General features: G+C 65.3%; 18 protein-coding genes and 5 pseudogenes. 12 read left to right on the forward strand and 11 right to left on the reverse strand.

The window, feature by feature from the left end; genetic code table 11:
• The first annotated feature begins 75 nt into the window (after positions 1-75).
• The 8 genes and pseudogenes from AB0H42_RS29635 (at position 76) to AB0H42_RS29670 (ending at position 7413) form a co-directional block, all read left to right on the forward strand.
• Positions 76-1140, forward strand: coding sequence for a type IV toxin-antitoxin system AbiEi family antitoxin domain-containing protein (locus AB0H42_RS29635; RefSeq protein WP_357062097.1), 1065 nt, complete (start codon positions 76-78; stop codon positions 1138-1140).
• Between the two features lie 104 nt (positions 1141-1244).
• Positions 1245-1913: pseudogene (locus AB0H42_RS29640) on the forward strand (nucleotidyl transferase AbiEii/AbiGii toxin family protein); the annotation flags it as partial.
• A gap of 19 nt (positions 1914-1932) precedes the next feature.
• Positions 1933-2187, forward strand: a pseudogene (locus AB0H42_RS29645) (transposase); the annotation flags it as partial.
• Positions 2188-2636: 449 nt separating this feature from the next.
• Positions 2637-2969: a metalloregulator ArsR/SmtB family transcription factor gene (locus AB0H42_RS29650; protein WP_357062100.1), complete on the forward strand. Its 333-nt coding sequence runs from the start codon at positions 2637-2639 to the stop codon at positions 2967-2969.
• 137 nt (positions 2970-3106) lie between these two features.
• Complete coding sequence (locus AB0H42_RS29655; protein ID WP_357062161.1) at positions 3107-4954, forward strand: phosphoenolpyruvate carboxykinase (GTP); 1848 nt, start codon at positions 3107-3109, stop codon at positions 4952-4954.
• Positions 4951-6597, forward strand: coding sequence for a SulP family inorganic anion transporter (locus tag AB0H42_RS29660; protein ID WP_357062103.1), 1647 nt, complete (start codon positions 4951-4953; stop codon positions 6595-6597). The genes AB0H42_RS29655 and AB0H42_RS29660 overlap by 4 nt, the downstream gene beginning before the upstream one ends.
• Positions 6598-6668: 71 nt before the next feature.
• Positions 6669-6976 (forward strand): annotated as a pseudogene (locus AB0H42_RS29665) (DUF5313 family protein).
• Positions 6977-7050: 74 nt separating this feature from the next.
• Complete coding sequence (locus tag AB0H42_RS29670; RefSeq protein ID WP_357062106.1) at positions 7051-7413, forward strand: nuclear transport factor 2 family protein; 363 nt, start codon at positions 7051-7053, stop codon at positions 7411-7413.
• A 133-nt stretch (positions 7414-7546) separates the two neighbouring features.
• Here AB0H42_RS29670 and AB0H42_RS29675 read toward each other — a convergent pair whose 3' ends face one another.
• The 3 genes from AB0H42_RS29675 to AB0H42_RS29685 form a co-directional block, all read right to left on the reverse strand.
• Complete coding sequence (locus tag AB0H42_RS29675; RefSeq protein ID WP_357062108.1) at positions 7547-7891, reverse strand: zinc ribbon domain-containing protein YjdM; 345 nt, start codon at positions 7889-7891, stop codon at positions 7547-7549.
• 24 nt (positions 7892-7915) lie between these two features.
• Positions 7916-8719, reverse strand: coding sequence for an alpha/beta hydrolase (locus AB0H42_RS29680; protein WP_357062111.1), 804 nt, complete (start codon positions 8717-8719; stop codon positions 7916-7918).
• Positions 8720-9025: 306 nt separating this feature from the next.
• Positions 9026-9259 (reverse strand): AAA family ATPase, encoded by a 234-nt coding sequence (locus AB0H42_RS29685; RefSeq protein WP_357062113.1) that lies wholly within the window; start codon positions 9257-9259, stop codon positions 9026-9028.
• A 397-nt stretch (positions 9260-9656) separates the two neighbouring features.
• Between AB0H42_RS29685 and AB0H42_RS29690 the strand changes: the two genes are divergently transcribed.
• The 3 genes and pseudogenes from AB0H42_RS29690 to AB0H42_RS29700 form a co-directional block, all read left to right on the forward strand.
• Positions 9657-10883, forward strand: coding sequence for a transcriptional regulator (locus AB0H42_RS29690; RefSeq protein ID WP_357062115.1), 1227 nt, complete (start codon positions 9657-9659; stop codon positions 10881-10883).
• Positions 10884-10887: 4 nt separating this feature from the next.
• Positions 10888-11512 (forward strand): annotated as a pseudogene (locus AB0H42_RS29695) (transposase family protein); the annotation flags it as partial.
• A gap of 148 nt (positions 11513-11660) precedes the next feature.
• Positions 11661-11768 (forward strand): annotated as a pseudogene (locus AB0H42_RS29700) (hypothetical protein); the annotation flags it as partial.
• Here the strand turns inward: AB0H42_RS29700 and AB0H42_RS29705 are convergent.
• From AB0H42_RS29705 to AB0H42_RS29740, 8 genes are all read right to left on the reverse strand, one after another.
• On the reverse strand, positions 11755-13107 hold the full coding sequence (locus AB0H42_RS29705; protein ID WP_357062118.1) for an MFS transporter: 1353 nt from the start codon (positions 13105-13107) through the stop codon (positions 11755-11757). The pseudogene AB0H42_RS29700 and the gene AB0H42_RS29705 overlap by 14 nt on opposite strands.
• Before the next feature lie 119 nt (positions 13108-13226).
• Entirely contained in the window at positions 13227-13865 is a 639-nt protein-coding gene (locus AB0H42_RS29710; protein ID WP_068048474.1) for a response regulator transcription factor, read from the reverse strand.
• Entirely contained in the window at positions 13862-15091 is a 1230-nt protein-coding gene (locus AB0H42_RS29715; protein ID WP_357062122.1) for a GAF domain-containing protein, read from the reverse strand. Before AB0H42_RS29715 ends, AB0H42_RS29710 begins: the two co-directional genes overlap by 4 nt.
• Before the next feature lie 10 nt (positions 15092-15101).
• On the reverse strand, positions 15102-16226 hold the full coding sequence (locus tag AB0H42_RS29720; RefSeq protein ID WP_357062124.1) for a glucuronyl hydrolase: 1125 nt from the start codon (positions 16224-16226) through the stop codon (positions 15102-15104).
• Positions 16223-17377: a zinc-binding dehydrogenase gene (locus AB0H42_RS29725; RefSeq protein WP_357062126.1), complete on the reverse strand. Its 1155-nt coding sequence runs from the start codon at positions 17375-17377 to the stop codon at positions 16223-16225. The genes AB0H42_RS29720 and AB0H42_RS29725 overlap by 4 nt, the downstream gene beginning before the upstream one ends.
• Positions 17374-18570: a CaiB/BaiF CoA-transferase family protein gene (locus AB0H42_RS29730; protein WP_357062128.1), complete on the reverse strand. Its 1197-nt coding sequence runs from the start codon at positions 18568-18570 to the stop codon at positions 17374-17376. Before AB0H42_RS29730 ends, AB0H42_RS29725 begins: the two co-directional genes overlap by 4 nt.
• Before the next feature lie 6 nt (positions 18571-18576).
• Complete coding sequence (locus tag AB0H42_RS29735; RefSeq protein WP_357062130.1) at positions 18577-19695, reverse strand: acyl-CoA dehydrogenase family protein; 1119 nt, start codon at positions 19693-19695, stop codon at positions 18577-18579.
• Between the two features lie 49 nt (positions 19696-19744).
• Entirely contained in the window at positions 19745-20881 is a 1137-nt protein-coding gene (locus AB0H42_RS29740) for a CaiB/BaiF CoA-transferase family protein (protein WP_357062132.1), read from the reverse strand.
• 161 nt (positions 20882-21042) lie between these two features.
• On the opposite strand from AB0H42_RS29740, the gene AB0H42_RS29745 reads away from it, so the two are divergent.
• Positions 21043-22518 carry an aldehyde dehydrogenase (NADP(+)) gene (locus tag AB0H42_RS29745; protein ID WP_357062135.1) on the forward strand — a complete coding sequence of 492 codons (1476 nt, stop codon included), beginning with the start codon at positions 21043-21045 and terminating at the stop codon, positions 22516-22518.
• Positions 22519-22698: the final 180 nt, after the last annotated feature.

Genomic DNA, 22698 nt, shown 5'->3' on the forward strand with positions numbered 1-22698 from the left:
CAAATATTGCGTCAAAAAGGTCCCTCATGTTGACTTTTTTGATGGATTTAGTGGTAGTTTTGATGAGTGTCGAGCATGGTGGATCTTCGTGCGCGGCTCGCCGCCCTGGCCGAGTCGCAATGGGGGCTGCTCACCACCGCCCAAGCCGCCACCGTCGGGACCAACACCAAACAGCTCCAGCGTCTCGTCGAGCACGGTGTGCTGGCCCGGCTCCGCTACGGCGTCTACCGGCTTGTCGGGGTGCCCGATTCGCCGGTCGAGCCCCTGCGCGCGGAATGGCTCGCGCTCGAACCCGCCCGCACCGTCGGCGATCGCATCGGTGACGAGGTCCCCGTCGGGATCGTTTCTCACCGTAGTGCCGCCGACCTGCACCGTCTCGGTGACCTCGACGCCGACTACATCGAATTCACCGTCACGGCCCGCCGCGGCACCCGCAGCCCCGACGTCCGCTTCCACCGCGCCGTCCTCACCCCGGGTGACTGGACACTGGTCGACGGACTACCGGTCACCACCCCCGCACGCACCATCGCCGACCTCGCCGCCACCCGCACCGACGGCGGCCACCTGGCCTCGGTCGTCCGCGATGCCCTGCTCCAGGGCACGTCCGGCGACGATATCGCCGCCGCGCTGCGCCCCTATGCCCACCGCTACGGTGCGCCCGTCGACAACGGCTCCGCCCTGGTCAACCACTTCATCGCCCTCGCGGGGGTCCCGGAGTCCTCCCTCGCGCTGTCCGCGCCGGCGCTCGAACCGGTCGTGGCTGCCAGCCTCGCCACGAACAAAGCACTCGAGCAGCTGCTCCACGGCCACAGCAGCGCCCACCTCACCGCTTCTCTGGTCTCGGGGCCCTCCGACGCCGCGGTGGCAGCGATCCGCAACCAGCTCGCCCACTCCGTCCCGAGCGAGCAGATAACCCTGCTGGTCCGCCAGGCCCTCGCGCCACTGGTCGAGTCCGGCGAATGGCGGGACATGATGGCACGCCTGCGCACCCGTATCGCGCACTCACTGGACCCGCAGCAATTCACCAGCCCCGAGGCCATCGAGGAAGCGACGAATATGCTTCTGCGCACCAGCATCATCGACGCACTGCTCGACACCACGGCAGTACCCACCGGATCGTTCTCGGAGGCCGAGAAGTGACCATCCCCAGCCCCGCGTCGTTCAAGGCGTCGCTGCGGTCCCGGATCCAGGCCCAGGCCCGCCGGACCCGCCGTCCGGCCAGCGCATTGCGCCGCGAATTCTTCATGCAGCGCTTCCTGGCCCGCGTGTTCGCCGACCCCGCCGCGCCCTGGGTCGTCACCGGCGGCGGTGGACTGCTTGTACGCCTGCCGGGAGCTCGCTCGAGCCAGGATCTGGACCTGATCCGGCCTGACACCGAGATCACCGACGCCATCGACGAACTCCGCCGCCTCGGCGGCGCGCACCCCGACACCGATCCCTTCGTCTTCCGGATCGAGCTGGCCAAACAACTCACCGGCGATGCCGCCGCCGGCGCTGAGCTGACCGTTTCGATCTACCTTGGCGCCACCATGATCGAGGACTTTCGCATCGACCTGGCCACCGATAAGACCATCATCGGCACGATCGAGTCCCTGGCCCCTACCCCGATCCTCGACCTCGACGGATTCGCCGCACTGCCACCGGTGCGCCTGATCCCTATACCCAGCCAGGTCGCCGACAAAATCTGTGCCATGGTCGCCCGCTACGGCGCCACCCGCCAGCCCTCCAGCCGCTGGCGCGACCTCGCCGACCTCTGTTTCATCGTCGCGAGCTTCGCCTTCGACGCCGCCGAAACCCGCACCGCCCTCGATATCCAGCAACACCGTCGCGCCCTGGACCTACCCACCGCATTGCGCGCGCCCGGCCCCGAATGGGAACGCGCCTACCCCGCCATGGCCAAAGAAACCAGCCTGCCCACAGAACTCCACGACCTACGACGTCGAGATCAGGCGGGTGATCTGCTCGACGAACGCGATCGAGTCCTTGAACGCCCGCTACCGGCGGGCGATCAAGGCCAGAGGCCACTTCCCCACCGAGCAGGCCGCCCTGAAATGCCTGTACCTGGTGACCCGTTCGCTCGACCCGACCGGCACCGGTCGGGCACGATGGACGATGCGCTGGAAGCCTGCGGTCAACGCGTTCGCGATCACCTTCGCTGACCGCTGGCCAGACGCCCGAACCTATTGAGGGAACCGCCGGAAACACCCTTACCGAGATAGTCCCCACGGTCCGGAACTGACGGTCGGTGGCGGTTTTTCCATCAGGGTTTTGAACGCCGGGAGAAGTAGTTGCCGAACGAAGAGTAGTCGTTGTCGTCCGTCCCTGGTGCGGCGGCCGGGGCAGTGACGATGAGCGCCGCCCGCGCGGCGGCCGAGCGCTGTGAGAAGTTCCTTCAGGGTGTTCGGGCTCATCGGCCGCGCCCAGCGGTTGACCGAGCAGAGTCTGGATCTCATCCAGTGCGGGGCATGGCCTCACTACAGGCACCGCATAGCCCCGGGCCGGGGCACGCGATGTTGTCCAGGATGTGAGATGTGCCTCTATGAGGGCTCACCGGCCACCGTGAGGTTTCCTGCTTGTTAATGTGTGCAAGTAGCGTGGTTGCGTGTAGTGGGGTGCGTCGGCGGAAGGCGGAAACGATGCCGGGTTCGAGCAGGCCCTTGTATCAGATGAAGGCGGAGTTCTTCAAGACGTTGGGGCATCCAGTGCGGATCCGGGTCCTGGAGTTGCTCAGTCAGCGCGAGCACGCGGTGTCGGAGATGCTCAACGATATCGATATCGAGCCGGCGAATTTGTCCCAGCAGTTGGCGGTGCTGCGACGGGCCGGGTTGATCACCAGTCGTCGTGAGGGTTTGTCTGTGATCTATGAGCTGACCTCACCGCAGGTGGCGCAGCTGCTCACCGCGGCGCGCGCCATTTTGACCGGGGTGGTGGCGGGGCAGGCGGAGGCTTTGGAGGAACAACCCGTCTGACAGCCCGGATCGCCGGCGGCTCCCTCTTCCCGTGTGGTCGGCCGTGGCGATACCGCCCAATTATTTGCATGTTTTCCTACATAGTCATCTAGTTGTTGATGGAGGAGATGTTGGTGGAGACCGATCACATGCCCGTGATGGAGTCGATGGCCGCGCCCACCGGTCATGCGCAGATCCTGGCGTGGGTGGCCGAGGTCGCCGATCTGACCGCGCCTGAGGACGTCGTGTGGTGCGATGGATCCCGGCAGGAGTGGGACAGGTTGACCGCTCGCCTGGTGGACAAGGGCACCTTCGTGGCGTTGTTTGGGAAGCCGAACTCGTTCTGGTGTGTCTCCGATCCCGAGGATGTGGCGCGGGTGGAAGACCGCACCTTCATCTGTTCACGAGAGATGCGGGATGCGGGGCCGACGAACAATTGGGTGGATCCGGTCGATATGCGCACGGTGATGACCGAGCACTTTCGCGGTGCCATGGCCGGGCGCACCATGTATGTGATCGCGTTCTGCATGGGCCCACTCGACGCCGAGGACCCGAAATACGGTGTGCAGGTCACCGATTCGGAATATGTGGCGGTGTCGATGCAGATCATGACCCGCTCCGGAGCTCCGGTGTGGAACCAGCTCGGCGACGACGCGGAGTTCGTCCGATGCCTACACTCGGTCGGCGCACCCCTGAGCCCGGGACAACAGGATGTGGCGTGGCCGTGTGACCATACGAAATATATTGCGCATTTCCCCGAAGACCGCACCATCTGGAGTTACGGCTCCGGCTACGGCGGCAACGCCCTGCTGGGTAAGAAGTGCTTCGCGCTGCGGATCGCCTCGGTTCTGGCCCGCGACGAGGGGTGGCTGGCCGAACACATGCTGATCCTCAAACTCACCTCACCGCAGGGCCGCACGCACTATGTGGCGGCGGCGTTCCCGTCCTCCTGCGGCAAAACCAACCTCGCCATGCTCGAACCCGCCCTGCGGGGATGGAAGGCCGAAACCGTCGGCGACGATATCGCCTGGCTGCGATTCGGCCCCGACGGCCGGTTGTATGCGGTGAACCCGGAGGCCGGGTTCTTCGGTGTCGCCCCGGGCACCGGCGCGAAGACCAACCCGAACGCGATCGCCACCATCGAGCAGGGCAATTCGATCTTCACCAACACGGCTCTCGCCGATGACGGTGATGTGTGGTGGGAAGGGCTCACCGAATCCCCACCGCAGCATCTGACCGATTGGCGTGGTAACGACTGGACCCCGGAGTCCGCGGCCGGGCCGGCTGCGCACCCGAACTCGCGGTATTGCACCCCGATCGAACAGTGCCCGTCGGTGGCCCCGGAATGGAACGACCCGGCCGGGGTGCCGCTGTCGGCGATCTTCTTCGGCGGCCGCCGCGCCACCACGATCCCGCTGGTCGCCGAATCCTTCGACTGGCCCCACGGAGTGTTCACCGCCTCGGTGCTGTCCTCGGAAACCACCGCCGCGGCCGCGGGGCAGGTCGGTGTGGTGCGCCGGGATCCGATGGCGATGCTGCCGTTCCTGGGGTATCACGTCGGTGACTACTTCGCGCACTGGCTGCGCCTGGGCAGCACCGCAGACCCGGCCAAGCTGCCGAAGATCTTCCAGGTCAACTGGTTCCGCCGCGACGCGGACGGGCGGTTCCTGTGGCCCGGATTCGGTGACAACGTACGCATCCTGAAATGGGCGCTGGAACGGATCGAGGGCACCGCGGCAGCAGATGCCACCGCGATCGGCTACGTCCCGGTGGCCCACGCGCTGGACCTGTCCGGATTCTCCGACACCGACAAACGCTCGGCACAGGCCGCGCTCGAAGTCCACTACGACGAATGGGCCGCCGAGGTCACCTCCATCGAGGACTGGTATGCCAGCATCGGCGCCGACACGCTACCCGGACCGCTGTGCGATCAGCTCGCCGCGCTGAAGAACCGCCTGGCCCACACCCCGGCCCGACCCGCCGACACCACCGCCGAGGCGTCGTGACCCTGCGCGCGCTGCTGCCCACCCGGGCGGACTGGACGCCAGCGCTGCGCCGCCCGGGCCCGGACCTGCTCGCCGGTGTCATCGTCGCGCTGGTCGCGCTGCCGTTGGCACTCGGTTTCGGGATCAGCTCCGGCCTCGGCGCCGCCGCAGGCCTGGCGACCGCGATCATCGCCGGTGTGGTGGCCGCGGTGTTCGGTGGCTCCCGGTTCCAGGTGTCGGGTCCTACCGGAGCCATGACCGTGGTGCTGCTGCCAATCGTGGCCGAACACGGCGGACCTGGCGTGCTCGCCGTCGGGTTGATGGCCGGTGTGGTGCTGGTCGTGCTCGCTGCGGCCGGTGTCGGGCGCGCGGTCCGCTATATGCCGGCGCCGGTGATCGAGGGATTCACCGCCGGTATCGCCGTGGTGATCGCGCTGCAGCAGTTCCCGTCTGCCCTCGGCGTCGGCGAGGCCGAGGGCGAGAAGATGTGGCAGCTGGCTTCCGACGCCGTCGGCCGCTACCTCGACCATCCCGACCCCGGCCCGCCGGTCACCGCCCTGTTGGTCGCCGCCGCGGTGCTGATCGGCGGCCGGTACCTGCCCAAACTGCCTTTCGCGCTCGTCGCGGTCGCGGTCGCCACCGCTGTAGCCGGACTTGCCGGGCTCGACCTCACCCGCATCGGGGCCCTGCCTGCGGGGCTGCCCGCCCCGTCCCTCGGGTTCCTCGACCCCGGCCGGCTCGCATCGCTGATCGCTCCGGCTCTGGCCGTGGCCGCGCTCGCCGCTTTGGAATCACTGCTGTCGGCCACCGCCGCGGATTCGATGTCGGTGGGCACCCGCCACAACCCCGATCGCGAACTGTTCGGCCAGGGCCTGGCCAATATCGCCGCACCGCTGTTCGGTGGCGTGCCCGCCACCGGCGCGATCGCCCGCACCGCCGTCAGCGTCCGCTCCGGCGCCCGCACCCGCCTCGCTTCCCTCACCCACGCGGTCGTGCTGGCCGCCCTGCTCTACCTCGCCGCGCCCCTGGTCGCCCAGATACCTCTGGCCGCCCTCGCCGGTGTGCTGCTGGCCACCACGGTGCGGATGGTCGAAACCGCGTCCCTGGCCGCGATCGCCCGCGCCTCCCGTGGTGACACCGCGATCATGGTGATCACCTTCGCCGCCACTGTCGCCTTCGACCTGGTCATCGCCGTCGCTATCGGTGTCGGGATCGCGGTCCTGCTGGCCTTGCGCTCGGTGGCCCGCGAAGCCCGCCTGGACCAGGTCCCCCTCGTCGAGGGCGACCACCTCACCGAAGAACACGACCTGCTGCGCGACCACATCGTCGCCTACCGGATCGAGGGCCCGCTGTTCTTCGCTGCTGCGCACCGGTTCCTGCTCGAACTGGCCGATGTCTCTGACGTGCAGGTCGTCATCCTGCGCATGTCTCGCATCACCGCCCTCGATACCACCGGGGCGCTCGTCCTCAAAGATGCCATCCGCAAGCTCGAACACCACAACATCACCGTGCTCATGTCCGGACTGCGCGCCGATCACCTCCGCCGTCTCGCCGCGATCGGTGCGTTGCCCGCTGCGGGCGAGGAGGCGGTCTTCGGGAACACTGTCGACGCGATCGCCCACGCTCGCGGCGATCTTCCCGAACCGGTCGGAGGAATTCGATGAGCAGCGAACCGGCCACGCCGACCTTGACCCAGCGTGTGCGCTTTATCGCCGGTGCGACCCTGCCGCCGTCGATGCACCAGTGGGTGATCGACGATCTCACCGGCTCCGGCGCGGCACGCCGATACCATCTGCGGATCCTGCTGCCGATCATTGCGCCGCTGTGCGTGTTCCTGCTCATTCCGGGACCGCTGTGGATGGGGCGCTGGCGATGATGGCGCTGCTGTACATGCCACTGATCTACTTCACAACCGCGCTCATGTACGTCTACCGCCGCCACCGCCTCGCCAAGCACGGACTCGACCCGGTACTGGCCGATGCGCGAGAGCGCCAGAAACACGCCGCGGAACGCGATGCCTACGAACGACGCCACGGGCGCTGAAACGATGTCGGCGCCTTCTGACAAGGTCCCGGTCGGAGCTGGCCGCGGGGTCCGGCCCATGAGAAGGGTGAACGATGAATGGTGGTCAGGAGCGTGAGCAGGCGTGGCAACCGGAGGACTTGAGCCGGCTCGTGGTGGAGCGTCTGAACGCGGGTGACGTCGAGGGGCTGGTGGCGTTGTATGAGCCGGATGCGGTCTTGGCACTACCCGGCAGCCGTGTTGCTGCCGGCAGCAGTGAGATCCGCACGGCCTACGAGCATTTCGTCGCCGACGCGCCGGCGTTCACGCCCGGGAGACAGTTGCCGACGGTCCGCAATGGAGATGTGGCACTGACCTCGGTCCGATTGGGCGACGGCGGCGTCACCGTCGAAGTCGCTCGGCGTCAAGCCGATGGCACGTGGCTGTGGATGATCGATCAGCCCAGCCTGCTCGGGTAGATCCAATCAGAAAGCGCTGGTGATCAACTGTTCTCGATGGCCGGTGGCGCGTGGTGCTTGCAGTGGATGTGACCACACGCCACCGGACTCCACACCGCACTCGACACCGCATAGCTTCGGTGCCGGTCGTGGATCAGAGCTTCTTCACCACGCTGGATTTCAGCTGCATCGGCCCGATGCCGTCGACCTTGCAATCGATGTCGTGATCGCCCACCCCGGCGACCAGGCGAATATTGCGGACCTTGGTGCCTGCCTTGATCCCGGTGGGGCTGCCTTTGACCTTGAGGGATTTGATCACGGTGACGGTGTCACCATCGGTGAGCAGATTGCCGACGGCATCACGGATCACGTCGCTATCGTCGCCGGTGACCTCGGCTGGTTCCCACTCATGGGCGCATTCCGGGCACACCAGCAGAGCCCCGAGTTCGTAGGTGTACACCGAAGCGCACGCGGGGCAGGGAGGCAGCGTTTGGCTCATTGAGTGTCTCGTTTCGGTGGAAGGTCAAGGCGCGGTGAGGAAGTCGATCAGGACGCGGTTCACTTCCTCGGGCCGCTCGAGATATCCGTAATGCCCGCAGCGCTCGATCTCGAGGTAGCGCGCGGCGGGGATCGCCTCGGCGACTTCGCGACAGAAGCGGGGGGGCACCATCCGGTCATCGGCGAATCCGACGACCAGGCTCGGCACGCGAATCGCGGCGTAGGCGTCCCGCCGGTCCTGGCTGCGGTCCATGCCGAGTTGGGCGCGGGTGCCGGGAGTGCCTTTGCCCGAGGTGAATTCGAAGATGTCGAGCCACTCCTGCGCTTTACCCGGGTCGTCCAGGGTGTGGGGGGAGAGGTTGAGCATGGCCTTGACCGCGGCGGCGTACTCCGGTGGGAGCTCGATGCCCTTGTCGTAAAGGGCCCGCTCGCCGCGGTTGAGAGTATCGGCCACCGGGTGCGGCCGGGCTGTGGCGGCGAACATGACGGCCTTGCTCAGTAGTTCGGGTCGGGCCAGACAGAGTTCGGCCACCACGCGCGATCCCATCGAGGTGCCGACCACATGAGCAGGGGCACCCATGTGCTCGATCAGCGCAGCGGTGTCGCCGACGAGATCGGGCATCGTGATCCCAGCCGCCGATTCCGACGATGGCGCGATACCGCGGTTGTCGACCGTGGCGACACGGAACCCTGCCTTCACCAGCGCGGGTGCCTGATGGGTACGCCAGACCCGACCGGGGCTACCGCTGCCCATGATCAGCAGGACCAGCGGACCCGAGCCCGTAACCTCGTAACTGAGTTGGACGCCGTTGTGTGTGGTGAGGGGCACAATTCTCCAGATGTCTGATTGCTAAAGTTAGCAATCACTTTAGCTGCAGATGAGGGCGGCTTCGTCCACTGGCGCCAACTGCTGCTGGGCGGTCCGAGCCACGCGATGACCAGGACCACGAGCGGAGGGACTGTGGATCAACTGGCATCTCTGCGCGTCAAGCGTCGATGAGCAGCGAGGAGCCGATACCTGGCCCGATCCACTGGCAGTGATTCAGTTCGGGCCGTAACTGGCACCCCCAACAACACAACTCACGTGCCTTGCACCTGCTCAAAGGCCTGCGCCGGGCGAAAGAGGTTGACAACCCTAGATAACGGTCAGACCGGTGCGGATGAGGCTGTCGTAGATCCTGGGCGCGACGACCTCGCGGTAGGTGTCGGAATCACGATCGAACGGGTCACCGGTCAACCGGCCCATGATCGACTCTTCCAGCATCGGAGCGAGCCTGTCTTTGTCCAGCACAACCGCACCGGTGCGTGCAGCGAGGAACCGTGCCGTCGAGGACTTACCGGACGCAGGGAACCCGCAGATCACCAGCACACCTGCTTCCGTGATCGGTGCCGCCGCCTGGCTGAGCCGGTCACATACTGCCGCGGGTAGGGATGCTGACTGCGCAGTTCGGCGCTGACCGCCGAGAAAATCAGCACTGTGGGGCCACCGAATCAAGCCGCCAACAGTGCTGTACGCCGACTGCTCTGCAGCGCCGCCCGCACGGCGAAGGCGTCCGCAGCCACCCGGCGGACAGGTATTCGGCCACAGCATCACTATCTGCGCATGACGGGAAACCTGAGCCTCCAGTACAACCGAACGGGCGTCATCGTCTACGACGATCTGCGCACCGGGATCTATCGAAACTGCTGTTCAGCGGGCGGGGAGGTCGGGCATGATGGGGTGCAACCCTCGTCATGCAATCGAACAGGAAGACGTGTAACCGCTCATGGCATCGCAGCTGTCGCTTTCCGAGCAGCGTGCTGCGCTGGAGCGGGAGTGGGCACAGTGGGTGCCTACCGGTGTGTCGGCGCTGGGACAGAGTTCGGCGGTGCGGACCGAGGTGGCCCAGTCGTGGTTGCGGTCTTTGCGGACGGTGGATCCGGGGCGGGATTGCGCGCCCGAGAGCGCGACCGACGACATCGGGCCGCGGTGGACGGAGTCGCCGTTGCGTGGGCCGGTCACCGAACTGAAGGAGCAGTTGCACAGTGTCGCCGACGACGCCGGCTTCGTCGCCGCGGTGACCGACGCTTCCGGTACGATCCTGTGGACCTACGGCGGCCCGGTCATGCGGCGCAAAGCCGAGCAAGTGAACTTCGCGCCAGGTGGCCGCTGGGACGAGGCGCACATGGGCACCAACGCCCTCTCCCTCGCGCTGCGCACCGATCAGCCGCACACCGTGTTCACCGCCGAGCATCTGGTCGCGGCACTGCACGGCTGGGTCTGCTACTGCGCGCCGATCCGCGCCGCCGACGGCACCCTGCTCGGCGTTCTCGACCTGTCGACCACCTGGAAGCGCTCGAACCCGCTGGCCATGGCGACCGTGCGCACCATGACCACCGCCATCGAGTCGAAACTGCACGCGACGCTGCCCGCACCGGCGGGAATGCGGCTGACCTGCCTGGGCCCGGGCCGGTCACTGCGCGATGGCAAGCCGATCCGCCTGCGCCCACGCCAGCTCGAAATCCTCACCCTGCTGGCTCTCGACGACGATGGATTCAGCCACGAACGCCTGCACTACGCCGTCTACGGCGATCGCGCGGTCGGCGCGAGCACCCTGAAGTCGGAGATGTCGCACCTACGCCGGGCCACCGGTGGCGACATCACCAATCGTGTCTACCGCTTCACCACAGCCCTGTCCTGCGACGCGGTCGATGTCCTGCGCGCCCTGCAAACGGGCGACCGCGATACAGCCGTCCGGCTGTACCGAGGTCCGCTGCTTCCCGATTCGGATACGCCGGGCATCAGTGAATGGCGCGATTACCTCGAGGTCGCCATGCGCAACGCCGTCCTGGCCAGCCCCGACGCCAACCACGCGCTGGTCTACGGCGAATCCGCTCCCGACGACATCGCCGTACACGAACATGCGCTGGCCCTGCTGCCCATGCGCGACGCGCGCCGAGCAGTCGCCGCGGCCACTTTCGGTGGTGCATGTGAGGTGACGGCGACACGATAGTCCGGTGGCTGAGGTGAGTGTTGCTGTCGGCGGGGTATTTTCAGGTTTTTCGCCGCTTATTGTCGAGGATGTGGGTGTGGTGGGTTCGCGGCTGGTAGTCCGGGCCCGGACTCCTGGTGGTGTGGCTGAGTGCCCGGGTTGTGGTGCGGGATCGGCCCGCGTTCATGGTGTTCACGAGCGGCGGCCGGCCGATCTGCCGGTCGATGGCCGCAGCGTGGTGGTCCGGGTGCGTGTGCGGCGCCTCTACTGCCAGACCCGGGGATGTCAGCGCACGTTCTGGGAACAGGTCCCCGATGTGGTGGAACGCTTTCAGCGGCGCACGACCCGGTTGACCGGGCACGTGCGTGCGGCGGTGCGGGAGCTGGTCGGGCGGGCCTCGGTCCGAATGCTCGGGCGGTGGTCGGTGCGAATGTCACGGCAGACCGCGGTGCGGGTGCTGCTCGGCATCCCGCTGCAGACCCAGAGGGTGCCGAGGTGTGGATGATTTCGCTTTGCTGCGCCGCCACCGGTACGGGACCGTGCTGATCGACGGCGCGACCCACCAGCGTGTCGATGTTCTGCCCGACCGCCGCTCGGCCACCTTGGAAACGTGGTTGCGGGCCCATCCCGGGCTTGAACGGATAACCCGCAAACCCCAACCAATGGAGCAAGATCAACGCTGATTAGCCGGATAATGCTGGACAACGCCGGCGCGGAATCGCTGTGGTTGACGTTCGAACGCGAGCACTACTACCGGCATGTCTTCGCTATGAAGGCTGAACTCGTTGCCGCGCGGTTCACAAATGGAAGCACTGGTATAACACTCGGCGCCGTCATTCATCGATCGGGATGATCGGCCCGATCGATGATGAACAACCACTCTCCGCAGCTGCTACAGCTGCTTGATCCCTTGTCCACTACTCGGGGTGAACTCGGTCGGTGACAACCACTCCTGCCCCGGGGTTTCGTCATTGCCGGACAGATTTTGCCGGTAGGTCTCCCGCATGGCGATCACACAGACGACGGAGACGGCACACATTGCGACCATGAATAGCGCCACGGCAACGTATGATCCGGTGCGATCCAGCAGGTACGTGGCGACGATCGGTGCGGGAGCACTCGAGGCAAGAGTGCCGATCGTGTATCCGAAGGAGATCCCTGTGTAGCGAATGCGAGTGTCGAAGGCTTCGGCGAAGAAGGCTGCGAGCGGCCCGTAGGAGGTCGCGAAGGCGAGACAGAACACCACGAACCCGACCATTGCCAGCAGGAAAGATCCGGTGTTCACGAGCCAGAACCATGGAAAGGTGAAGAGCAGCATTGCGACGACTCCGGCCAGGAACACCGGCTTCCTGCCGTAGGAGTCCGATAGTTTGCCGAACAACGGTAGCGCGACGAACGTGACCGCCATGGCGACGAGGACGAGGGTCAGCATCTGGTTTCGGGTGTAGCCGACCTGGGTGACGCCGTAGCTGAGACCGAATACCGTGGTGCCGTAGAAGGTGACCCCGATGGCGAAGTAGGCACCGCAGGTCAGGAGGACCTGTTTGGGATAGTGGCGCAGGACCACCCCGATGGGCAGCTTCTCCAACTTTGCGTTCTTCTTGACGCGGTCGAAGTTCGGGCTTTCGCCGACATGCAGTCGAACGAAGAGGCCGATCGCGACGAACGCACCACCGATCAGGAAGGGAACCCGCCATCCCCAGGATTCGAAGGCTTCGGGCGAAAGCCCGAACGTCAGCAGGAATACCGTGTTACCCAATATCAATCCCGCCGGCACCCCCATCTGCACCCAGCTGCCGTAGTAGCCGCGTTTGCCGGAAGGTGCATGTTCGACGGCCATGAGAATCGCCCCGCCGATTTCGCCACCGAGCGCGAGGCCCTGCACGAAGCGCAGGGTGATGAGAATGATCGGTGCGGCGACGCCGATGGATTCGTAGCTCGGGAGCAGCCCGACTCCGAGGGTGGTGAAGCCCATGATGCTCAGGGTGATGACGAGCATCGACTTGCGTCCGATCCGGTCTCCGAAATGGCCGAACACCACTCCGCCGAGCGGGCGCGCCACGAAGGCTGCGGAGAACGTGGCGAAGGCGAGCAGGGTGCCGATCAGGGAGTCGAACTCGGGGAAGAAGATCTTGTTGAACACGAGTCCGGCCGCGGTGCCGTAGATGAAGAAGTCGTACCATTCGACTGTCGTACCGACACCGCTGGCAAGGCCAGCTTTAGATGTTTGGGATATTTTGGGCATGTATGGCCTCCGTTGGCACGAGCGCGGAATGACTTATGCGCTCGAATATATGGGTGACTCAGGACACACAACATCTCCAGATGGAGAGGTGGAATGGTCTCCCGGGAATATGAATATGGTCAGAGCAAGCGAAGTTCGTGGGCGCGTGCAATGGCTTCGACGCGATTGCGTGCGTTCAGTTTCTGCATGGCGCTCTGCAGATAGGTTTTTACGGTATTCCGTGCAAGGGACAGTTCCTGAGCGATTTCCGGGTTGCTGTGACCCATTGCCGCGAAACGCAGCACTTCGTACTCGCGTCGAGTCAGGCCCGCCCGGTACAGAGCTTCGGATGTCACGACTTTTCGTGGTCCGGCCAGTCTCGGGTCGACAACCCGGATTCCGCCGAACACGCGGTGAATGGCCGTGGCGAAGTCCTGCCCGCTGATGTCCTTGACGAGACATCCGTCCGCGCCCGCCTCCATCAACAGATCGATGGCGCCGTGATCGGCGAACGCGGTGAACAGCAGTATCCGCGCGTGCGGCGCGACCCGCCGAAGCCGCGGTATAAGTTCGGGCGCAGGGATATCGGGGAGTCGAAGATCGAGGAGGATGACGTCGACGGAGAGGGTACGGGCCAAGTCGACCGCCGCGGCACCGGTCAGTGCACCTCCTACGACTTCGAGGTTCACGTCCTCCCGCGCGAGAAGTTCCACCCCGCCGCGCACGATCGGATGATCGTCGACGACGAGGATGCGGATCGTCTTCGACGGCACGGTCATGTACTCGACCCGTCGATGGCGTCCACCCAGCCGCGCACGGTGGTGCCGTTTTCGTCGTCGCTGACGACGGACATGCCGCCACCGAGTCGCTCGAGCCGTCCTGCGGCAAACCCGAGCCCCAATTGGCTTCCTCGCACCGGGGCTTCGACCCCGTCCACGCCCCGACCGTCGTCGCTGATGACGACTGTCACTCTGCCCGACCGAACCGACAAGCTGACTACCACGGTGGACGCGTCAGCGTGCTTTTCGACGTTGACGAGTGTCTCCCGAACCAGTCGCTGGAGGGCCTCGACGCGGCTCACGTCGAGATCCGGAGATTCGGTCAGCGGTACGAAACGGGCCGGGATACCGGTCCGAAGCGTGAACGCCTGGCAGTCCTCCTCGATGCCGACTGGAAGTTCCCGTTCGGGGGGTCGCGCGGTGAGGCCGGTCAGCGACCTGCGAATAGACGCATTGACGGCGTGTACCTGATCGGTGATCTCCTGCAGCCGATCGTGGATCGCCTGAGCGTCACCCAGTGCACGCAAACTCTGCAGCTCGGCACCGATCCGGAAAAGGACCGGGCTCACGGAATCGTGCAGGGATTCGGCAAGTCGTTTCCGTTCGGCCTCGAGCGCGAGCTCTGTCTGGGTTGCGGCCCGCTGTGCACTGATGAGAGTGACGGCGGCCGTCTCGGCGATCGATTGGATCTCCGCGATGACTCGATCACCGAAGGACGAATATTCGCGGGTGCCGACGTACACGGCACCGAGAACACAACCTTCGTACGCCATGGGCACTGCGAGCATTCCTCGCAGTGACTCCTTCGCGACGAGCGCGTCGAAGTCGTGAGTGATGCCGGGGTCGGACAAGTAGTCTCGGACCCAGACGGGTTTCTGCAGCATGATGCTCTTGCCGCCGAGCCCGATCCCTTCTGGCACCACCAGGCGGTGCAGAGCGTTGCTTTTTGTTCCCTGCCAACTGCGGTGAACCATCATGCCGTTGACCTCGATGCGCCCGATGAGAGACATGTCGAAGTTGCCGATCTCCCGGACGCGCTGACCTGCCGTGGTCATGGCCGACGCCTCGTCGGTCAGGACAAGCAGTTCGGCGCGCGAGAGTGCGAGGTCGTCGAGGATCGACGTCCTGAAATCCGCGTGCGTGAATTCGTAAGCTGCGGTATGCATACTTTCCGACACCGGCTTTCCTTGATCTTCTTCCCCCGGGGCCTTGGGTAACCCGTTCATGTCGGCTGGGTCACAGCCTCAGGGTATCGGACCGGTTGTCCAGGCTGATCAGGCACTCGAGCAGGAAGTAGTCGCCCCAGATCAGCTCGTTTCGGGTAGCGAAGTCCCGGCGCTTGTCGAAACAACCGTCCGTGAGGATCCCTGCTGGTCTGCTGTCATGCGGCCCGGTCGGAGTGAGGTGGTCGAGGAGCGCACCCACGTGGGCGACGGCCCTGTCCCGGAAGTCGGTCCGCTCGGGAACCAGCCGGTCGAGCTTGAGCAGCGCGGCGGCGGCGATGGCAGTGGCGGACGTGTCGATCGGAACGTCGGGCCCGGTGCCGGCGTCGAAGTCCCATGACACGATTCCGGCATTCGGCGTGTGGTCCAGCCACCAGTCGGCCAGCCGGACGGCGGTCGGCAGGAAGGACGGCGACGCCCACTGCGCAGCCTGGGCGTACGCCACCATCGCCCACGCCTGTGCCCGACCCCAGGTGCTGTCGGCGTTCAGGCCCTTGTGGGTGTAGCGGTCCAGGAGCGCACCGTTGGACGTGTCGAACAGTGCCGACTGGCAGACCGAACCATCCGCCCGGACACAGAGCTCGATGTGCCGCTGCGCGTGGCGGACCGCGGCGTGGCGGAACCGCGGGTCGCCGGTCTGCTCCGACGCCCACGACAGCAGGGCGACGGTGCCCGGGACGGCGTCGATGTTCGCGGCGCCTTCTCCGACCGCTTCCGCTTCCTCCGCTTCGGCGCCGAGCGGGATGATGCCGGCCCGATCGTTGAAGCTGGCGAGCAGGCCGCGGGCACCAGCCAGGGCGGTCTGCGCCGCGTCTTCGCTTCCGGTGACGAGGTGGTTGACCGCCGCACCATACCAGAAGAGAAAGCCGCGGAAGGCGGTATCGGAGTTCTGCCGGGGCAGGATCTGCTCGGTGACCTCGTCGGCGAGTCGAGATAGGTGCTCCTCGCCGGAGCCGGCGAAGCCGAGTGCGGCCAGGCCTCCCCAGAACCCTCCCGTCCAGTTTCCGTCGGCGGTGGTGGTCCATTCGCCGGATTCGATGTCACCGTAGTGCGGGAACTTGCCGCTGGTCTGCTTGGCGGTCGAGTCGATACGCTCGAGCAGCGCGTCTATGGCGGCGGTGTACCGGGAGTCGGTCACCACTGACCTCCGGTCGTGAGAACCGGCTTGAGCGTGCGCCCGTCCCGCATGTCGGCCATCGCCTCTTCCGCCTTCCCGAGTGGGTACTCGGTGATCATCGACGCGAGATCGAACCGTGCTGCCAGCCGAGGTAGCGATTCGACGTACTCGAGGTGGTTGTGCGGGGAGAACGCCCAGCTTCCCAGCACTTGCAGCTGCTTCTTCGTAATGTAGTGGGGGTTGATCGGAGTCGTGCCGTGGTCCGTGTACTGCCCGACGACAAGGTACTTGCCGCCGCGCCGGGCGATGTCGATACCCTCGGCCACCGCCGTCGGTACGCCGGTGGCCTCGATGACGACGTCGGCGCCCCGCCCACCCGTTGTTTCCGCGAGAATTCGGTCCAGGCGGGCCGCTCGATCCGTCTCGGCGAAGATGTCGATGTGGAGGTCGCCGATGCCGGCCGCCCGTGCGACCTCCAGACGATTGGCCGGTCCACCGACGATGATCACCTTCGCCGCCCCGGCGAGCGTGGCGTACATGGCGCAGGCCAGTCCGACCGGTCCGCTGCCCTGGACCACGACGACATCGCCTGCGTCAGGCTTGGCGATATCGTTCACTGCGTGGACGGCGGTCGGTCCGGCACAGCCGAGAGCGATCACCTGCTGCGGTGTCACCGACGACGAAATGCGGACGATTGTCGAGCCGGGCTGGAGGTAGATCTGCTCGGACCACCCACCCGACAGGTGGGGCCAGTCGGCCGACGACTGATTGATGCCGTAAACTTTGCGGGTCTCGCACAGTGACGGCGCCTGTCGGTCCTGGCAGTAGTAGCAGTGCCCGCACGGGATGTTGGACGCCCACGACACCGCATCCCCGACGCGAAGTTCCACGCCACGCGCGTCCGTCGTGACACCCTCGCCGAGGGCGTGCACTCGACCGACCGCCTCATGCCCCAGGATGACCGGTACCGGAATGGGCAAGCGACCCTGCTGCAGGTGGATGTCCGTTCCACAAATTCCCGCGTGCGTCACGTCGACGACGACCGCGCCGACGTCGGGATCCACGCGCGAAAACGTTCTCGAGGTCACGGCCCGTCCGAACCCTTCGAGCACCATGGCTGTGGCCGTGCCGGTGGTCGGGCTCGTCGGGTCCGTCTGCATCGCATTACTCATCGGATCACTTCCTTACTGCGCAATGTCTGGATACGTGACTCGGGTATTCCGAGTTCGCGAAGGATTTCGTCGGCATGTTCACTCACCGCGGGCACCCCTCGGCGCACCTGTGCGGGCGTACGGGACAAGGTGACTGGGCTGCCCATCAGGCGGGTCGTCCGCACACCCTCGACATCGACGTCGACGAGTGTGCCGTTGTGGCGCGTCTGGGGATGATCGAGCGCTTGCTGCAGGGTGAGAAGCGGTGCGCACAGCAGGTCGACCCCATCGAACAGTTCCGCCGCCTCGGTGGTGCTCAACCGTGTGATCAGTGGACGCAGGACCGCGTTGGCGGCGTCCTTGTTCTCGGCCTGGAGCTGTGGCGTCGCGAAGGACGGCTGGACGGACAGATCCTCGATGCCGAGTGCTTTGCACGCCAGCCGCAGGGGGTTCTCGCGGAACAGGCCGAGCACCAGCAGCAGACCGTCCGTCGTCTCGAAGATGCCGCTGTACCAATCCCTCACCCAGTTGGTCTCACGCTGGTCCATCAACAGTGAGGCACTTTCGAGGGTCTGCAGCGACAGTGCCGTATCGAAGAGGTTGACACTGACCTTCTGACCGCGGCCGGACCGCTCGCGCTCGAACAGTGCCGCCAAAAGGCCTTGCGCCAAAGCCATACCCGATGCATAGTCGACCGTCGGTACCGGATGCACGTATGCCGAGATCGACGGGTGACCGCACGAGCGCGCCATCCCGCTGAGCGCCTGCGCAAGCATGTCCTGGCCCGCCTTGTGGGCATACGGCCCGGTTTCCCCGAATCCGGTCGCGGTACCGTAGATAAGCCGGGGATAACGCTCCTGCAGATCGTCGTAGGTCAACCCTAGTCGTTCGACTGCCGCGGTCCGGTAGCTGTGGATGAGAACATCCGTCTCGGCGAGGAGCTGATGCAGAATATCCTGCCCCTCAGCGGTCTTCAGATTGAGGGCGATGCTGCGCTTGTTACGGTTTACCGCGGCGAAGTAAGCACCGGGGCGACCTGCCTCGAGTGACTCGCGATCCAGGCCCCGCAGCATGTCTCCATTGACGCCTCGCTCGACCTTGATCACTTCGGCGCCGAGGTCGCCGAGAACCTGCGCCGCAACGGGGGCCTGCATGATCTCGCCGAGATCGAGTACCCGGATGCCGCTCAGCGCTTGCTGTTGAAAGTGTTGCACTGACGCCTACTTTCCGTAAACCGATTTGGCGATGATGAGTCGCTGAATCTGATTGGTGCCCTCATAGATCTGGGTGATCTTGGCGTCGCGCATCATCCGCTCTACCGGATAATCACGTACATAGCCGTAACCGCCGTGTAGTTGGAGCGCATCGGTGGTCACCGACATGGCGGTGTCACTGCACAGCAGTTTCGCCATGGCCACCTTCGCGCGACCCGCCGGATCCCCGTCCTCGATGAGACGGACCGCGTCGTACAGCAGCGAACGAGCCGACTCGATCTTGACGGCCATATCGGCGACCATGCCCCGCAGAAGCTGAAATTGCGAAATGGGCTGGCCGAACTGGTCGCGGTTCGTCGTGTAGGAGATGGCAGCGTCGAATGCGCCCTGTGCGATTCCGAGGGCCTGCGCCGCGATGAGTGCACGGCTGACGTTCAGTTCCGCGGAGATGTACTGGAACCCCTTATAGGGATCATTGACGACACGGACGGCGGGCAGTCGGCAGCCGTCGAGGATGACGTCGGTCGTAGGACTGCCGCGCATTCCCATCTTCTTCTCGGGCGCACCGAAACTGACGCCGTCATCGTCCTTGTGCACAATGAAGACACCGAGCGAGTTGTCGCCGGTCTTTGCCAGGACCGCGTACCAGTCGGCCCACGGCGCGTTACTGATAAATCGCTTCTGCCCATCGAGAATCCAATCGGAACCATCCTGCGTCGCGGTCGTCGCGATCGCCGACAGGTCCGAACCCACGCGCGGCTCGGTCATGCACCACGCGGCACCGGCAGAGCCCGACGCGACATCCGGTACCACCAGTTGCTTCAACTCGTCGGAGCCTTGACTCAGCACGGTGGATGTGCCCGCCCAGTTGACCAGCATCACCAGCGCCGAGCTTGCGCAGGATGCTGCCACTTCTTCCACTGCGATGACCTGGACGAGGAGATCGGCTCCACTGCCACCGAGGCTCTCGGGATACGCGAGTCCGGGCAGGTCGTTGCTGGACAGGGCCGCCCAGGATTCCGACGGGAATCGTTCCTTGTCATCCACGTCGGCGGCATGCGGTGCGATCTTGGTCTGCGCGAGTTTGCGGACGCTCTCGCGGAACTCGCGGTGTTCGATACTCATGAATTGCTCCTGGTGTCTGTGGGGAAGGTGATGATTCGGGAGTCGACGGTCACAGCGGTGGCCAACTCAGACCCGTCACCGAGGGTGGGGTGCCGTCCGCGGCGGCACGGTGGGCGGAATCTTCGGGAAGTCCGGCGCGGCGCAGGACTTCTTCGGTCTTGACGCGGGTGTCCGTGACACGCCGTTTCGGTCCGTCGGAGAACACGGGGACCACGGGGACCGAATCCAGTGAAAATTCCGGATCCCTGGCGGCGATCTGGTCGAATGTGGACAGCTCGTGCGGTTCGAGCACCGGTGTCACACACGCATCCACGTCGGCGAACACAGCGGTCCACTCCGCCATCGTCTTCTTCTCGAACGCGGCGGTCAGCGACTTCTCGATGAGGTCCCAGGTGGACTGGTCGAAATGGTCAGGGACGGCACCGAGGTCGAGGGTGGTCCACAACCGCTCGAAAAATGCCACCTCCAGGGCACCCACCGCGACGTATCGACCATCGGAACAGCAATAGCATCGATAGAACGGCATCGACCCGACCAGTACGCCACGCCCACGGCCGGGCAACGTCGGGGTCTGCCAATCGACGAAGTTCATTCCCATCATCGACAGGACGCCGTCGACCATAGCGGAATCGATATACCGGCCCTTACCTGTTCGAGTCCTGTCGTACAGTGCGGCCACAATGCCGAAAGCCGACAGCAATCCACCGCCCGCGAAGTCGGCGACCAGGTTCAAAGGCGGGACCGGCGGCTGGTCTGATGGTCCGAAGGTCCCGAGGGCACCCCCGATCGCGAGGTAGTTGATGTCGTGACCGGCACGTTGCGCCATCGGGCCGCTCTGGCCGTAGCCCGTCACGCTGCAGTAGACGAGCCCCGGATTGAGGGCCGACAGTTCTGCATAGCCCGCGCCCAACCTGTCCGCAACACGGGGTCGGAATCCCTCCATGAAAACGTCGGCTTCCGAGACGAGCGTTCGCAGGGCCCGGCGGCCGTCCGCAGTCTTGAGATCCAGCGATATGAATTCTTTGCCTCTGGATACCGCCGGAACCGGAAGCCCGGAACGACCGCCACCGATTACGATCACCTCTGCACCGAGGTCGGCGAGCAGCATGCTCGCGTACGGTCCGGGTGCCAGACGTGTCATATCCAGCACCCGCACCCCCGCAAGTGGTCCCGTCGTTGCAGTCATCGTCGCCCTCCAAGGTCATTCGGTACCTCATGTGAGACCAATCCTGGCGTCGTGACTGCACTCACACCATCTCCAAGTGGAGGTATGGAATCACACCCGTTCTCCCGCACACTGAGGTCAACGACCTAGACACGGGACGCTCCGAGCTCAGGAGGAATTAAATGGAAACCGTTGCGGAAGAAGCACTCTCGGATACCACCCCAGAGGAATACGAGCGGGTTCTCTCGGCCGCGGCGACTGCAGCGACGTCACTTGCCCGAGCGGAGCCGAGCAAGCGATCGCACGTTCTGCGGTCGGTGGCAGACGCAGTCGACGCAAGAGCCTCGGAATTGGTGCCACTGGCGGCCGCCGACAGTTCACTCCCCGAGGGGCGCCTTCGCGGCGAAGTCACGCGGACCACGATGCAGCTTCGAATGTTCGCTGACGTCGTCGAGGAGGGATCCTGGCTGGAAGCGGTCATCGACACAGCAGATCCGGACGCGCAACCCGCTCCACGCCCCGATCTGCGGCGGATGCTCGTGCCCACCGGACCCGTCGCGGTATTCGGTGCGAGTAACTTTCCGTTCGCGTTCGGACTCGGCGGTGGGGACACCGCTTCCGCATTGGCCGCCGGCTGTCCTGTCGTCGCCAAAGCGCATCCCGCTCAGCCACGATTGACTACCGCCTACGCGCGGGCGATCGACGAGGGACTTCGCGCGGGCGGCGCCCCGGACGGCGCGTTCGGGGTAGTGCAGGGCACCGACATCGGACGTCAGCTTGTTCAGGATCCCCGCATTACGGCCGTCGGGTTCACCGGTTCGACAGCGGGTGGTCGGGCTCTGGCAGATCTGGCAGCCGCTCGGCCGGTTCCTATCCCGTTCTATGGCGAGTTCGGTAGTATCAACCCGGTGTTCGTGACACCTGCTGCGGCTGAGGAGCGGCCGGGAACGATTGCAGGTGAATTCCTCGAATCATTGCTACTTGGCGCCGGTCAGTTCTGCACCAAGCCGGGGCTGCTGTTCGTCCCCGAACAAAGTTCGATCGAGTGCCTCGTCGGAACCGCGGTCACGGACGATCCGTTCCGTCTGCTGCATAGAGGAATCCGACAATCGTTTTTCGATGTCTCCCGGGAGATTCTCGAGCACCCCGATGTCCGGCCGGTGACTGCGTCGGCGCAGGCCGATCTGGACGATCTGTCGGTCCGCCCGGTGATCGGAGTGACCGACGCTCGGGCGTTGCATCGAAACCCTCAGGTCCTGATCAAAGAGTGTTTCGGCCCGTTTGGACTGATCGTGACCTACACATCGATCGCGGAACTGTACGCGACGATGACTGTCCTGCCGGGCACGCTGACGGCGACCGTCCACGGCACCGACGACGATCCCCATGCCGCAACACTGCTCGATGCACTTGCACGCTATGCGGGGCGCGTCATCTGGAATGGATGGCCCACCGGTGTGGCCGTCAGTTGGGCTCAGCAACACGGTGGCCCCTATCCGGCCACCAACTCCGTTCACACGTCGGTCGGGTCCACCGCGATTCGTCGGTTCCTGCGGCCGGTCGCATACCAGTCGGTGCGCGAAGAGCATCTTCCTCCCGGACTCGTCGACGCGAACCCGTGGGGTCTTCCCCGCCGGGTGAACGGCCTTCTGTCGTAGCGCCCGCCCCGATCAGCGCGGTTTCCAGGTGCACCAGGCCGTCCTGCACTGTCGGCTCCGGTTGGAGCCTGCGCAAGCTTTCCGGGGCCGGTTTGTCGTCAACGTTGCCGTGCTCGGGGTGCGAGGCTGCCCGCTATCGACGGTTCACTCACCGACCCGGCGACACCACCCCCCGGATCA

The sequence above is a fragment of the Nocardia sp. NPDC050799 genome, from assembly GCF_040654015.1.
GTDB lineage: Bacteria > Actinomycetota > Actinomycetes > Mycobacteriales > Mycobacteriaceae > Nocardia.

Excerpts from the sequence above, each read along its gene's own strand:
- AB0H42_RS29725 (WP_357062126.1), bottom strand. The coding sequence starts at position 17,377 with ATGAGTAATGCGATGCAGACGGACCCGACGAGCCCGACCACCGGCACG.
- AB0H42_RS29740 (WP_357062132.1), bottom strand. The coding sequence starts at position 20,881 with ATGACTGCAACGACGGGACCACTTGCGGGGGTGCGGGTGCTGGATATG.
- AB0H42_RS29715 (WP_357062122.1), bottom strand. The coding sequence starts at position 15,091 with ATGAACGGGTTACCCAAGGCCCCGGGGGAAGAAGATCAAGGAAAGCCG.
- AB0H42_RS29735 (WP_357062130.1), bottom strand. The coding sequence starts at position 19,695 with ATGAGTATCGAACACCGCGAGTTCCGCGAGAGCGTCCGCAAACTCGCG.
- AB0H42_RS29690 (WP_357062115.1), top strand. The coding sequence starts at position 9,657 with ATGGCATCGCAGCTGTCGCTTTCCGAGCAGCGTGCTGCGCTGGAGCGG.
- AB0H42_RS29655 (WP_357062161.1), top strand. The coding sequence starts at position 3,107 with ATGGAGTCGATGGCCGCGCCCACCGGTCATGCGCAGATCCTGGCGTGG.
- AB0H42_RS29705 (WP_357062118.1), bottom strand. The coding sequence starts at position 13,107 with ATGCCCAAAATATCCCAAACATCTAAAGCTGGCCTTGCCAGCGGTGTC.
- AB0H42_RS29675 (WP_357062108.1), bottom strand. The coding sequence starts at position 7,891 with ATGAGCCAAACGCTGCCTCCCTGCCCCGCGTGCGCTTCGGTGTACACC.
- AB0H42_RS29745 (WP_357062135.1), top strand. The coding sequence starts at position 21,043 with ATGGAAACCGTTGCGGAAGAAGCACTCTCGGATACCACCCCAGAGGAA.
- AB0H42_RS29710 (WP_068048474.1), bottom strand. The coding sequence starts at position 13,865 with ATGACCGTGCCGTCGAAGACGATCCGCATCCTCGTCGTCGACGATCAT.
- AB0H42_RS29670 (WP_357062106.1), top strand. The coding sequence starts at position 7,051 with ATGAATGGTGGTCAGGAGCGTGAGCAGGCGTGGCAACCGGAGGACTTG.
- AB0H42_RS29650 (WP_357062100.1), top strand. The coding sequence starts at position 2,637 with ATGCCGGGTTCGAGCAGGCCCTTGTATCAGATGAAGGCGGAGTTCTTC.
- AB0H42_RS29635 (WP_357062097.1), top strand. The coding sequence starts at position 76 with ATGGTGGATCTTCGTGCGCGGCTCGCCGCCCTGGCCGAGTCGCAATGG.